This window comes from Oceanimonas aquatica, from assembly GCF_030732065.1.
Classification (GTDB): domain Bacteria; phylum Pseudomonadota; class Gammaproteobacteria; order Enterobacterales; family Aeromonadaceae; genus Oceanimonas.
Genome location: NZ_JAVBHX010000003.1, coordinates 16,270 through 29,279, shown reverse-complemented (window position 1 = coordinate 29,279; position 13,010 = coordinate 16,270). Strand labels below are relative to the sequence as shown.

The following is a 13,010-nucleotide window of genomic DNA, read 5'->3' as shown; positions in this document are numbered from 1 at the left end:
GAAAACAACCACCGAGAACCACTGAATAAGCTATTCGTTAAATTACTGTTAATCCCGCACACAGCAGCAAAGCAGAGCATACGGAAAGTTAAAATTTAAATAAGGTATTGGTTTTTCACTTCAAATATGTAGAATTCTGCCCGCACCAGAAGCACGGCAACAATAAAAATATAAACTCTCATAACGGCCATGCGAGCACGATAAATTTCAAGCCAGACTGTTAGTAATCACTATTGCTGTAGGGCCTAAATCATAACGGGATAAAAACATGACCTCGCGGAATGCGCTTCTCAAGCCTATTCCCGGTGAACGGCCTTGTGGGGATGATTGTCGCTACGAGGACGAATTCGAGCTTGTCGAGCGGGAGATTGGCAAGCTCAATAATCTCTATCATCGGGAAGAGCCGGACTGGCAATGGGTAGCCGAACAAACTCAAGGGTTGCTCACCACTAAAACCAAGGATCTGCGCCTGGCCTGCTGGCTGGTGCGTGCCTGGTGGTGCCTGGAAGGCAACGCCGGTCTTGAACGTGGCTGTGTGCTGTTGGCTGAGCTTTGCGGCACCTTCTGGTCCGGTTTTTTTCCGCGTAAATCCCGCGCCCGGCTGGCGGCCATTCAGGGCCTGATCGGCGTGCTTGATGCCGAGCTGAAGGATGAAGCGCTCGCCTGCCCGGCCGAACAGCTTACCGCCCTGGAAGCCGCCCTGAGTGCACTGGATGAAACGCTTGCATCTCTGCTGGATGAGCCCGTCGACGAGCTGACACCACTGATAAGGCGCTGCCGGCAACAAAAAGAACGGCAGGCCAGTATGCCGGCCACCTCCCCTGCGCCCGACGTCGCTGCACCGGCGTCTGCAAAACCGGCCACACCGGCCGCCCCCACTGTGCCGGTTGATCTGAATGAGCCCGTGGCCTCGGCGGTCGCCAGCGAGCGGGACGCCGCCAGATTGCTGCGTCAGTTGCAGGAGTCCGCCCGCCGCCTGGCAAGCTTCTGGCAAAAGGACAATCCGTCCGATGTGCGCCGCTTTCGCCTGTCGCGGGTACTGACCTGGTCCGCCATCAGCGCCCTTCCCGGGGCCGACAACGAAGGCCGCACTCAGCTTAAACCGCTGCCTGCCAACAAGCTGCTGCACTACCGGGATCGTTTGCAACAGGGTGATTTCGCCGCCCTGCTCGACGAGCTGGAAGTCAGCCTGACCAGGGCGCCGTTCTGGCTGGACGGTCATTTCATGAGCTGGCAATGCCTCAACGGGCTGCACTGCCAAGCGGCCGCCGACGAAGTGGCCCATCAGGTGCGCCACTTTACCGGGGCCTTTCCCGCCCTGCTCACATTGAGCTTTGACGACGGCACCCCTTTTGCCAGCCCCGACACACAGGACTGGATAGGTTCGGGGCCCACACCCGGCGCCGCTCCGGTGAGCCTGCCCCACAGCGACATGAGCGAACAACACCGGCAGACGATTGACGAGGCCATGACACAACTTGGCCAGCAGGGGCTGGGCCCTGCTCTGCAGCCCTTGCATCAGGCCGAGCGTCAGGCCGGCTCCGGACGCGATGCCGCCAAATGGCGCCTGGCCATGGCCCGCCTGTGCCTGCACGACCAGCAATTTGGAGCGGCCGTGGCCCTGCTTACCCCCCTGTACCGGCAATTTGACCAGCACCGCCTCTGGCAATGGGAGCCGGATACCGGGCTTGAACTGTGTCAGTTGCTGCTGGCCGGCCTCGACAAACTGCCGCGAAAAGACAACGACCCCGCCCGGCGCCGTGAGGTATACGAGCGCCTGTGCGATCTGGATGTCTGCGCGGGACTGGAATACTAACCCTGAAGGAGAAGCCTCATGGCTAAAGAAGGTAGCGTCGCCCCCAAGGAGCGCGTCAATGTCACCTTTAAACCGGCAACCGGTGACGCCCAGGAAGAAATGGAACTGCCCCTCAAACTGATGGTGCTGGGCGATTTCACCCAGCAGGAAGACGACCGCCAGATTGAAGAACGCAGCCCGGTCAGCATCGACAAGAACAACTTCAACGAAGTGCTGGCCAAGCAGGAGCTGTCGCTGAGCATGTCGGTAGCCAACACCCTGGATGAGTCGGATCCCGACGCCGAGTTACCGGTGAATCTGTCGTTCAGTGAACTCAAGGACTTTGATCCCGCCAGCGTGGTGGAGCAGGTGCCCGAGCTGAAAGCCCTGATGGAGCTGCGCGACGCCCTGGTAGCGCTCAAGGGGCCGCTGGGTAATGCGCCGGCCTTTCGCAAGGCCATTGAATCGGTGTTGCAGGACAACGACGCCCGCGAAAAGGTACTGGCCGAACTGGGCCTGGGCGACCACCAATAACCAACAAGGAACGGGATAATCATGACTGAGACCGCCCAGCTGAACAGCCAGCAAACCGCGGAAGACGCCGGCATTCTCGAGCAGATCATTGCTGAAACCCGGCTTAACCCCAACGACGAAGCCTACGGCATTGCCAAGCGCGGCGTGGGTGCCTTTATCGAGGAGCTGCTCAAGCCCCACAATCAGAATGAGCCGGTGAAAAAGGCGCTGGTGGATCGCATGATCACCGAAATCGACGCCCGTCTGAGCAAGCAGGTAGACGCCATTCTGCACCATGAGCAGTTTCAGAAAATGGAGTCGGCCTGGCGCGGGCTCAAGTTACTGGTGGATCGCACCAACTTTCGGGAAAACATCAAAATCGAGCTGCTGAACGCGTCAAAAGACGATCTGCTGGAAGACTTTGAAGACGCCCCCGAGATAACCCAAAGCGGCCTGTACAAACACATTTATACCGCCGAATACGGCCAGTTCGGTGGCGAGCCGGTAGGCGCCATCATCGCCAACTACGAGTTCGGCCCCTCGGCCCCGGACATTAAAACCCTGCAAAGTGTGGCCGCCATCGCCGCCATGTCTCATGCGCCCTTTATTGGTGCCGCCGGCCCGCAGTTCTTTGGCCTGGAAAACTTTGAAGGCCTGCCCGACATGAAGGATCTGAAAGATCACTTCGAAGGGCCCCTGTTTACCAAATGGCAGAGCTTTCGCGAGCAGGAAGACGCCCGCTACGTGGGTCTGACCCTGCCCCGCTTTTTGCTGCGCCAGCCCTACGATCCGGAAGCCAACCCGGTCAAAACCTTCGTCTATCAGGAAGACGTGTCCAATTCTCACGAGGACTATCTGTGGGGCAACACCGCCTTTGCCTTTGCCAGCCGCCTGACCGACAGCTTTGCCAAGTTCCGCTGGTGCCCCAATATTATCGGCCCGCGCAGCGGCGGCGCGGTGGAAGACCTGCCCCTGCACCACTTTGAGAGCATGGGCGAGATTGAAACCAAGATCCCCACCGAAGTGCTGGTGTCGGACCGCAAGGAATACGAGCTGGCCGAAGAAGGCTTTATCTCGCTCACCATGCGCAAGGGCTCCGACAACGCCGCCTTCTTCTCTGCCAACTCCACCCAGAAACCCAAGTTCTTTGGTATCTCGGAAGAAGGCAAGGCCGCCGAGCTGAACTACAAGCTGGGCACTCAGCTGCCCTACCTGTTTGTGGTCAGCCGCCTGGCGCACTACATCAAGGTGCTGCAGCGCGAGCAGATTGGCAGCTGGAAGGAGCGCTCCGATCTGGAAGCCGAGCTCAACACCTGGATTCGCCAGTACGTGGCCGATCAGGAAAACCCGCCCGCCGAAGTACGCGGCCGCCGCCCGCTGCGCGCCGCCCGGGTGCAGGTGGAAGAAGTCAGCGGCGAGCCGGGCTGGTACCGGGTCAACCTGTCCATTCGCCCTCACTTCAAATACATGGGCGCCGATTTCACCCTGTCGCTGGTCGGCAAGCTGGACAAGGAGTAAGGAATGCGTTCCGGCAGCCTGTTTGAACGTTTGACCGGCGAGCACGCCGGCAGGGAAAACCTGCCGGCGGAAGACGCGCTGGCGGCGTCCATTTCCAATCACCTGGCCAAGCTGCTGGGCACACGGGCGGGCTCGGTCATGACCCTGCCTGACTACGGCCTGCCGGATCTCAACCAGGTGCACCTGAGCCTGCACGACGCCATGATCACCGTTCGTAACCATATCGAAACCGTGATAAGGCGTTACGAGCCCAGGCTGCATCAACCCAGGGTGGTACCGGAGTCCAACCCCGCCTCGCCGCTGAAAATGCGCTTTCATATCAGCGGCGACGTGGAAGTGGACGGCAGCCGGTTTCCCATCGCCTTTGACGCCGATCTCAGCGGCGGCGGCAAAATCAAGGTGTATTAAGATGTCGCTGAACCGGTATTTTCAGGATGAACTCCAGGCCCTGCGAGAGCAGGGCAAGGCGTTTTCCGAGCGCAATCCGGCGCTGGCCCCCTTTCTGGGCCACGAAGGCCGGGATCCCGATGTGGAGCGGCTGCTGGAAGGCTTTGCCTTTCTGACCGGCCGCCTGCGCCAGCGCCTGGACGACGAACTGCCCGAGCTCAGCCATTCGTTGCTGCAACTGCTCTGGCCCAATTACCTGCAGCCCATACCGGCGTTCACCATGCTGGAGTTTGAACCCCTGACCGATATTGTCAGTGCCCAGCGGGTGCCCCGAAATACCGAGGTGGAAAGCAAGCCCCGCCAAGGCGTGAGCTGTCGCTTTCGTACCTGTTACCACACCAGACTGTACCCCTTGCGCCACGAGCGGCTGGAATTTGCCCCCGCCGGTGACGGCGGCGTGCTCACCCTGCACCTGCAGCTCGAGCCCCATGCCACTCTGCCCGACATGCAGCTCGACAGCCTGCGCCTGCACCTGGCGGGAGACCGGCTGGTGTCGTCGGCCCTGTATCTGAGCCTGCTGGAATACCTGGAGCAGGCCGAGCTGCGTCTGTTCGATGAACAGAACGAGCTGCTGCACCAGTATGCCCTGGGCAAACAGTGCATCAGCCCGGCGGGATTCGATGACGATCAGGCATTGCTGCCCTACTCGCTGAACACTTTCAGCGGCTACCGGCACCTGCAGGAATATTTCTGCTTTCCGGAAAAACTGATGTTCGTGGACGTGGGCGGGCTGGATGTCACCCGGCACAATAGCCCTGCGCACCAGGCCTGTCGCCGGCTGGAGCTCAGGCTGACACTGAGCCGGCTGCCACTGGCACGGTTTACCCCACACCGGGATCAGATCCGGCTGTACTGTACCCCGGCCATCAACCTGTTTGAGCACGATGCCGTGCCCATTCGCATGGATCACCGTCAAACCCAGTACCGCTTGCTGCCGGCGGCCCTGCCCCCCGAATACAGCAGCGTGGTCAGCGTTAAACGCGTGCACGGCTGGCAACCGGGCGGCCGCAACGCCCGTGAGTATTCGCCCTTTGAATCGTTTGAACACAGCGATTACACCAACACGCCCTATTACGGTGTGCACCGCAAGCCGGGGCTGGATTCGCGCAAGCTGGAAACCTGGCTGAGTTTTCATCAGCCCGGGCTTGAGCTTCATGCCGAGACCATTTCCATCGAGCTGTTGTGCTGTAACCAGGATCTGCCCAGCGAGCTGAATACCGGTGACATTTGCGTATCAACCGATACCACTCCCGGCTTTGCGCATTTTAAAAACATTCGCCCGGCCACCAAGTGTTATCCGCCGCCCATGCACCGCGAAAGCCTGTGGCGGCTGATTTCCAATATGTCGCTTAACTATATTTCCCTCACCAACCTCGATGCCCTGCGGGTGGTGCTGGAAACCTATGACTTCTGTGCCCCCTTCGACGAGGCGGCGGCACGCCGCACCCGCCACATGCTGGCCGGGATCAAGGCCATTGATCACCAGCGCACCGACCGGCTGTGGCAGGGGCTGCCGGTCAGGGGCATTCACACCCGGCTGACCCTGGCTTCCGAGCATTTTTCCGGCCCCGGCGAACTGTATTTGTTCGGCGCCGTGCTGAACGAGTTTTTTGCGCTTTACGCCAGCATCAACGCCTTTCATGAACTTTCGATCAACACCACAGACGGAGCCCGTTTTACATGGACGCCAAGAATGGGACAACAGCCCATCCTGTAACGGGGGCACCAGGCCCCTTTACCGGCTCCGTAAGACGTTACAGCCTGTTCAAGGCGCTGGAGCTGAGTTGCCGCTGGCTGATGGCGCGCAATCCGGATCTGAACGAAGAACAGGCTTTTAACCTGATCGAGTTTCAGGCCAACACCTCGTTCGGCTTTGCCGGCGCCGATGTGGAGTCGGCCCGGTTTTATCAGCATCAGGGGCGCTGGCGCGCCCGTCTGGTATTGAACCCCATGGGCCTGGTGGGCGCCGGCTCGCCCCTGCCCGCCTTTTATACCGAGCCGCTGGCTCAGGACGACAGCAGCCAGGATGCGGCGCGGGACTTTCTGCAGCTGTTCAACAGCCGGCTGCACCGGCTGCTGTACAGCCTGTATCAAAAATACCGCTACCCGGCGAGCTTTCGCCAGGGCGCCCGGGACACCTTTTCGCGCCGCATGTTCGCGCTCATTGGTCTGGGCAACGAGATGACCGGGCTCGACAACCGGCTGCAGTGGCAACGGCTGCTGTCTTACCTGGGCCTGCTGAGCCAGCGCTCCCACTCGGCGGCGCTGATCGAGTCGGTGCTGCGCCATTACCTGAAGCATCAGGACATTGAGCTGGAGCCCTGTGTCACCCGCCAGGTACCCATAGCGCCACACCAGCAGAACCGGCTGGGGCAGGCCAACAGCCACCTGGGCCAGGATTGTGTGATTGGCACCGAAGTGCGGGATCGCAGCAGCAAGTTCCGTATTCATATTCGTCATCTCGACTGGCAGCAGTTTTACGATCTGCTACCCATCGGCAGTCATTACCAGGTACTGAACGAGCTGGTGCGCTTTACCCTGCGCGACCCGCTCGATTACGACATCAAGCTGGGGCTCAAACCCAACGAGAAGAGAGCACTCGCCCTGGCCGAAAACAACGAATGCCGGCTCGGCTGGACCACCTGGCTGGGCAGCGAACGAGCCGACGGCACCATTATTATTTCCGGGAGCTGATTTCATGATTAACGCCGATTTGCACCAACTGGTGCGTGCCCTTGACCGGCCTGCACGCCAGGCGCTGGAACAGGCCGCCGAACGTTGCGTGGCCCGTGGCGGACGCGAGATCCTCATTGAGGATCTGCTGCTGTGCCTGGCCGAGAATGAACAGAGTTTTCTGAACGCCGCCCTGCGGCAGTTCGGCCTCAGCCGTGACGCCCTGCTGAAAGCCCTGCACGGTGCCGATGGCCGGCCCGCCCCCGGCGAGCACAGCCCGGTGTTTTCGGCCGATCTGGTGCAATGGCTGCAGGAAGCCTTTTTGCTGAGCACCCTGGAGTTGCGCCTTGAGCAGGTGCTGGAAGGCTGCCTGCTGCTGGCCCTGCTCAACAACCCCGGGGATCATGCCCACCGCCCCTGCTACGCGGTGCTGGCCGACATGCCCAAAGACCAGTTGCGCCGGCTGCTTGACGGCCTGCTGGATACCCAGGAGGAAGTGCGTGCTCCGGCCGGTGATGGCGCCCTGCAGCAGTTCACCAGTAACTTCACGCAACTGGCCCGTGACGGCGGTATCGATCCGGTGCTGGGCCGCGAAGGCGAAATTCGCCAGATGATCGACATTCTGGCCCGCCGACGCAAAAACAATCCCATTGTGGTGGGCGATGCCGGTGTCGGCAAAACCGCCGTGGTCGAAGGACTGGCGCTCAAGATAGCCAACGACGAGGTGCCGCCGGTATTGGCGGGCGTGGAGATCCTCTCTCTCGACATGGGCCTGCTGCAGGCCGGCGCCAGCGTCAAGGGCGAATTCGAGCGCCGGCTGCAGGCGGTCATCGAGGGCGTAAAAACGGCATCCACACCGGTGATTTTGTTTATTGATGAAGCCCATACCCTGATCGGCGCCGGTGCCCAGGCCGGTGGCAGCGATGCCGCCAACCTGCTCAAACCGGCGCTGGCCCGGGGCGAGCTCAGAACCATTGCCGCCACCACCTGGTCGGAATACAAAAAGTACTTTGAGAAAGATCCCGCCCTGGCCCGTCGCTTTCAGCCAGTGCAACTGCTGGAGCCCACCCCGGACCAGGCGGTGAGCATTCTGCGCGGCCTGGCTCCCGGCTATCAGCAAACCCATGGGGTGTATCTGCGAGATGACGCCGTGGTGGCCGCTGCCGAGTTGTCGGCCCGCTACATCAGTGGCCGCCAGCTGCCCGACAAGGCCGTGGACGTGCTCGACACCGCCTGCGCCCGGGTGCGCATCAGCCTGAACAGCCGCCCCGCCGCACTGGAGGATCTGCACTATCGCCAGGCCGAGCTGCAACGGGAGCTCAGTGCCCGAATGCGGGATCACGATGCCGGCCTGGCTCAGGACGAAACCGAGCTGGCCGGGCTGCAGCAACAACTCACCGAACTGGCCGGCCGGGCACACACCACCGAGCAGCTGTGGCAGCAACAAAAGGCGTTGGCCGAGCAGTTGCTGGAGCTGCGCCGGCAGCAGGCCGGTGAGCCGGAGCAGGACACCGACACCGCCAAACTCGAACGCCTGCAGCTGGAGCTGGAGGCGCTGCAGCAGGCGCAGTGCCTGGTGCATTACGAAGTGAGCAGCCGGTTGGTGGCCGACGTGATCTCCGCCTGGACCGGCATCCCCGTCGGCAATCTGGTTGAACAGCGCTCGGCACAGGTGCTGGAATTTGGTGAACGCATGCAGCAACGCATTCGCGGCCAGCAACACGCCATTGCCGCCCTGGATCGCTCGGTACGTGCCAGCGCCACCGGCATTACCAGCCCCGACGCTCCCGACGGCGTGTTTTTGCTGGTGGGGCCGAGCGGCGTGGGCAAAACCGAAACCGCCCTGGCCATGGCCGATCTGCTGTATGGCGGCGACCGCTTTCTGACCACCATCAACATGTCGGAATTTCAGGAGAAACACACGGTATCCCGGCTGATTGGCTCGCCCCCCGGCTACGTGGGCTATGGCGAGGGCGGCATGCTTACCGAAGCAGTGCGCCAGCGCCCCTATTCGGTAGTGCTGCTCGACGAAGTGGAAAAGGCCGACAAGGACGTGCTCAATCTGTTTTATCAGATCTTTGACAAGGGCACCGCCAACGACGGTGAAGGCCGCGCGGTGGACTTTCGCCACTGCACCCTGCTGCTCACCTCAAACCTGGGCTCCGACATCATTGAGCAGCGGTGCCGCCAGCAACCGCGCCCCAGTCCGGCCGAGCTGCTTGAAGCCATTCGCCCCACCCTGAGCCGCCATTTCAAACCGGCCCTGCTGGCCCGCATGACGGTGGTGCCCTACTTCCCCATTGATGACAACACCATGAGCGAGCTGGTGCGCATCAAGCTGGATCGCCTGGGCCAGCGCCTCAACAACCGACGCATTGAACTGGACTACGACCAGGCCCTGGTGGATGCCATCAGCCAGCGCTGCAGCCACAGCGACAGCGGCGCCCGCAATATCGACCACCTGCTGCGGGAGCTGCTGATGCCGCTGGTGTCCGACACCCTGCTGGCGGCCCAGTCTGCCGGCGAGCCGGTTTCCAGGCTCACCCTGACCTGGCACGAACAGGATGGCGTTCAGTGTTATTCCGGGCGTCAGGAGGAGGCATGATACCGGTCGCCAGTACAGATCAGGCCCGAGTGAGCGCCGAAGCCGCGCTGTCGCTGCTTCACCGCCTGTGCGCAACCGATTCGGCAATGTCGGTATTGCGGCTGTGGGCCGGCGGCGTGCAGCAGCTGACCGACTGCGATCGGGTCGACATTTACCTGCTGGATCAGGGCCACAGCCTGCTGGTCCGTCATATGCTGGCCGATGCCAGTGGCGTTCGGGCCAATACCGACTACCAGGAGCAGGCGGATTATCACCATGACAGCCTGCTCAGCACCAGTTTGTTGCAGCAAACGCCGCTGCACCTTGATCACCCGTTGTCGGGAGGCCATTTCCGGCTCGATTTTTTACAGGCCGCTCCAGACTGCCTGAACGCCGATTCCATGCTCACCGCCCTGCCCGTGCGCGATACCAAGGGTCACACTCAGGGCGTAGTGCTGCTCATCGGCCGCCATGGCCGCAGTCGCCAGCGTCATACAGAGCTCCTTGAGGCACTCTGCGCCAGCTTCTGGCAACAATATCACCTGCACCAGCGGCTGGCCGAAAAGGTCCAGCACCCGCCGTCCGTGTCCGTTGGCCGACCGGCTCCCCTGAACCACAACTATGGCCTAACCGGCCACAGCAAGGCGGTGAAGCAACTGCGCCGGCTGATCAGCAAAACCCTGCATAACCAGAGCTGTGTGCTGATCACCGGGGAAACCGGCACCGGCAAGGAGCTGGTGGCCCAGGCCATTCATCATCACGGCCCGCGGCGTTCACAAGCCTTTCTGGTACAAAACTGCGCCAGCATTCCCGAGCAATTGCTGGAGAGCGAACTGTTTGGTTACAAGCGCGGCGCCTTTACCGGCGCCGAGCGGGATCATCACGGCCTGATCCGCGCCGCTCAGGGCGGCACCCTGTTCCTCGACGAAATCGGCGACATGCCGCTGTCGTTGCAGGCCAAGCTGCTGCGGGTATTGCAGGAAAAAACCGTACGCCCGCTCGGAGATACCCGCTCCTTTGACGTGGATGTACGCATTGTGGCCGCCACCCACCAGAACCTGCCGGACATGGTGGAGCAGGGTCGCTTTCGCCGGGATCTGTATTACCGCCTGGCCCAGTTTCCCATTGCCCTGCCACCGCTCAGAGAGCGCAAGGACGACATTGGCCCGCTGGCACACCAGTTTGCCACCGAGTTCGCCCGCCACAACCACCTGCGCATGCCGTCGTTCACCCCGGCCCTGCTGGAGCGGCTCGGCAACCATGACTTTCCCGGCAATATTCGCGAACTGAAAAACATTGTTGAACGCACCCTGTTGCTGCATGGACACGAGGCCGAGCTGCAGCCCGGGCACCTGCCCGCCGAGCTGTTTGATACGCCGCCAAGCGAAGATCCGGGTCCGCACCAGGATCTGGGTACCGGCAAGCTCGACGAGCGTCTCAACTATCTGGAATGCCAGGTGCTGGAGCGAGTACTGCACCAGTTTCACGGTAACCAGAAGCTGGCCGCCCAGGAGCTGGGGCTGACCAGAGGCGCCATGAACTACCGACTGAAAAAACATCATATCAACGCACGGGACTGGAGGATCTGACATGCCCTTACTGACCACGGCACTGGCGGCACTGTTGCTGCTGTCGGCCTGCACCAACACCGATCACTACCGCCCGCTGGGTGAGCCCGGCCCCGGGGAACAACCCGAAGTCATCAAGCAGCAGTAACAGGAAGCTCAGCCATGGAACTGATTTTTACCATCACAGGTGCCCCGGATTATCCGCATGATCTGCGTTCATCCCACACCTTTCGCCAGGCAGGCGGCACCATTGGCCGCAACCAGCGCTGCGACTGGCCCCTGCCCGATGACCGGCGTCATCTTTCCGGTTTGCACGCCGAAGTCACCTTTGAAGACGGCCGTTTCTACCTGACCGATCTCAGCACCAACGGCACCTTTATACAGACCAGCGGTGAACGCCTGCCCGCCAATCAGCCGGTGCCGGTGATTCATGGCACCGTGTATGTGTTTGGCGAATATTTGCTGCAGGCCCGCCTGACCCAGGATCTGGATCTGTATCAGGAGGTGGCCGGCCAGCCCCGCTCCGATGCCAATATTATTCCCGACGACGACTTTCTCGATCTGGATCCCATCAGGGCCCTGAGCCAGCAGCAAGAGCAGGAGCACTATCATCAGCCGGTGGCCGACGACTGGCAGGGCGCTTCCACCCAGGGCCTCTCCACGCCGCACACTGCTGCACCGGACACCTCCCTGCTCGACCAGCCCACCATCGCCGACAGCGCAGAGCACATGACCGATGCGGTACCGCCTCCGGCGTTTGCCCGTGCGCCCGAGCCCGAGCCCGAGCCGCCAATGCCGCCGGAAACGGTGACCGCGCCGCCGGCCAACCCCGCCGAGCCCCTGACCGACAGCGAGTGGCAGCACCTTTGCAATGCACTGGGTGTGCCGCTGGCCGATGTGCCCGCCGGACAACGGGCCGACCTGCTCACACGCCTGGGGGGCATGTTGCGGCTGGCGGTAACCGGCACCATGCAGGGGCTGCGCACCCGGGCCGACATCAAGAACGAAATGCGCCTGAACATGACGGTGGTGCAAAGCGAGGGCAACAACCCGCTCAAGTTTTGCAGCGATTACCAGCAGGCCATGGAGCTGATGCTCAAGCCCCGCACCGGTTACCTGAGTGGCGAGCAGGCATTGCGCCAGGGCATGCAGGAACTGCAGGCGCACCAGGTGGCCAGCCTGGCCGCTACCCGCGCGGCCATTAACGGGGTGATTGAGCAGTTGTCGCCCGAGCGGCTGGTATACCGGTTTGAGCAAACCATCAGCAAGCCCCGCTTCGGCCGGGTGGATGGCCGCTACTGGCGCGCCTACCACCAGCTGCACCAGAGCCTGAATGATGACCAGGACTGGCGCCAGTCACTGTTCTCACGGCATTACAGCACCACCTATGAGGAGCAGGCGCAACTGCTTGCCACCGCCAACCCGAATCTCGACCGACAGGACACACCATGATACGCGCATCGCTTTTTCTCGCCCTGTGCCTGGCCCTGGCCGGCTGCAGCAGCCATTCCCGAGACACCCTGCTCGATTTGAGCCTGGTGGCCAGTGACGATCAGAACCCGGACGTCAATGACCGCCCGTCACCCATGATCGTCAAGCTGGTGGAGCTGAATGCCTCGTCGGCTTTTGCCAATGGCGATTTTTTTGCCCTGTATGACGCCGCCGACGACACCCTGGGTACCGATCTGGTGGCCCAGGAGTCGCTGGCGGTGCGCCCCGGTGAAACCGTGCAGCTGTACCTGCGGCTGAACCCCGACTCCAGCTATGTGGGTGTGGTGGCCGCCTACCGCGAGCTTGACGGCGACAACTGGCGCTACCTGCTGCCACTGACGCCGGGCAGGCACAATAAAATTGAACTGGGCCTGACCCGGGATCAGCTGGTGCGCATTCAGCCCGGCGACAAGGAGTAAGC

The 13,010-nt window shown here is 61.8% G+C and carries 11 protein-coding genes; all 11 read left to right on the top strand.

Annotated features, from left to right (window positions below; all coding sequences use genetic code 11):
• Positions 1-268: 268 nt before the first annotated feature.
• From tssA to tssJ, 11 genes are read left to right on the top strand one after another with little or no spacing between them, the layout of a single operon-like run.
• Positions 269-1,816, top strand: a complete 1,548-nt coding sequence (tssA, locus tag Q9290_RS05350; protein ID WP_306078608.1) for a type VI secretion system protein TssA — start codon at positions 269-271, stop codon at positions 1,814-1,816.
• Positions 1,817-1,834: 18 nt separating this feature from the next.
• Entirely contained in the window at positions 1,835-2,329 is a 495-nt protein-coding gene (gene tssB / locus Q9290_RS05345) for a type VI secretion system contractile sheath small subunit (protein WP_306078607.1), read from the top strand.
• Positions 2,330-2,350: 21 nt separating this feature from the next.
• Entirely contained in the window at positions 2,351-3,826 is a 1,476-nt protein-coding gene (gene tssC / locus Q9290_RS05340; RefSeq protein WP_306078606.1) for a type VI secretion system contractile sheath large subunit, read from the top strand.
• A gap of 3 nt (positions 3,827-3,829) precedes the next feature.
• Entirely contained in the window at positions 3,830-4,234 is a 405-nt protein-coding gene (gene tssE / locus Q9290_RS05335; RefSeq protein WP_306078605.1) for a type VI secretion system baseplate subunit TssE, read from the top strand.
• Position 4,235: 1 nt separating this feature from the next.
• Entirely contained in the window at positions 4,236-5,990 is a 1,755-nt protein-coding gene (tssF, locus tag Q9290_RS05330) for a type VI secretion system baseplate subunit TssF (protein WP_306078604.1), read from the top strand.
• The gene (gene tssG / locus Q9290_RS05325; RefSeq protein ID WP_306078603.1) at positions 5,954-6,967 is read left to right on the top strand and encodes a type VI secretion system baseplate subunit TssG; all 1,014 of its coding nucleotides are present in this window, start codon (positions 5,954-5,956) and stop codon (positions 6,965-6,967) included. Before tssF ends, tssG begins: the two co-directional genes overlap by 37 nt.
• A 4-nt stretch (positions 6,968-6,971) precedes the next feature.
• On the top strand, positions 6,972-9,551 hold the full coding sequence (gene tssH, locus Q9290_RS05320) for a type VI secretion system ATPase TssH (protein WP_306078602.1): 2,580 nt from the start codon (positions 6,972-6,974) through the stop codon (positions 9,549-9,551).
• Positions 9,548-11,119, top strand: a complete 1,572-nt coding sequence (locus Q9290_RS05315) for a sigma-54 interaction domain-containing protein (protein WP_306078601.1) — start codon at positions 9,548-9,550, stop codon at positions 11,117-11,119. Before tssH ends, Q9290_RS05315 begins: the two co-directional genes overlap by 4 nt.
• Position 11,120: 1 nt before the next feature.
• On the top strand, positions 11,121-11,246 hold the full coding sequence (locus Q9290_RS05310; RefSeq protein ID WP_306078600.1) for a hypothetical protein: 126 nt from the start codon (positions 11,121-11,123) through the stop codon (positions 11,244-11,246).
• A gap of 14 nt (positions 11,247-11,260) precedes the next feature.
• Positions 11,261-12,550, top strand: coding sequence for a type VI secretion system-associated FHA domain protein TagH (gene tagH / locus Q9290_RS05305; RefSeq protein WP_306078599.1), 1,290 nt, complete (start codon positions 11,261-11,263; stop codon positions 12,548-12,550).
• Entirely contained in the window at positions 12,547-13,008 is a 462-nt protein-coding gene (tssJ, locus tag Q9290_RS05300) for a type VI secretion system lipoprotein TssJ (RefSeq protein WP_306078598.1), read from the top strand. Before tagH ends, tssJ begins: the two co-directional genes overlap by 4 nt.
• Positions 13,009-13,010: the final 2 nt, after the last annotated feature.

What these genes read in the sequence shown, in the direction of transcription:
- tssF (WP_306078604.1), top strand. Translation starts at nt 4,236, where the DNA reads ATGTCGCTGAACCGGTATTTTCAGGATGAACTCCAGGCCCTGCGAGAG.
- tagH (WP_306078599.1), top strand. Translation starts at nt 11,261, where the DNA reads ATGGAACTGATTTTTACCATCACAGGTGCCCCGGATTATCCGCATGAT.
- Q9290_RS05315 (WP_306078601.1), top strand. Translation starts at nt 9,548, where the DNA reads ATGATACCGGTCGCCAGTACAGATCAGGCCCGAGTGAGCGCCGAAGCC.
- tssC (WP_306078606.1), top strand. Translation starts at nt 2,351, where the DNA reads ATGACTGAGACCGCCCAGCTGAACAGCCAGCAAACCGCGGAAGACGCC.
- tssH (WP_306078602.1), top strand. Translation starts at nt 6,972, where the DNA reads ATGATTAACGCCGATTTGCACCAACTGGTGCGTGCCCTTGACCGGCCT.
- tssE (WP_306078605.1), top strand. Translation starts at nt 3,830, where the DNA reads ATGCGTTCCGGCAGCCTGTTTGAACGTTTGACCGGCGAGCACGCCGGC.
- tssB (WP_306078607.1), top strand. Translation starts at nt 1,835, where the DNA reads ATGGCTAAAGAAGGTAGCGTCGCCCCCAAGGAGCGCGTCAATGTCACC.
- tssA (WP_306078608.1), top strand. Translation starts at nt 269, where the DNA reads ATGACCTCGCGGAATGCGCTTCTCAAGCCTATTCCCGGTGAACGGCCT.
- tssJ (WP_306078598.1), top strand. Translation starts at nt 12,547, where the DNA reads ATGATACGCGCATCGCTTTTTCTCGCCCTGTGCCTGGCCCTGGCCGGC.
- Q9290_RS05310 (WP_306078600.1), top strand. Translation starts at nt 11,121, where the DNA reads ATGCCCTTACTGACCACGGCACTGGCGGCACTGTTGCTGCTGTCGGCC.
- tssG (WP_306078603.1), top strand. Translation starts at nt 5,954, where the DNA reads ATGGACGCCAAGAATGGGACAACAGCCCATCCTGTAACGGGGGCACCA.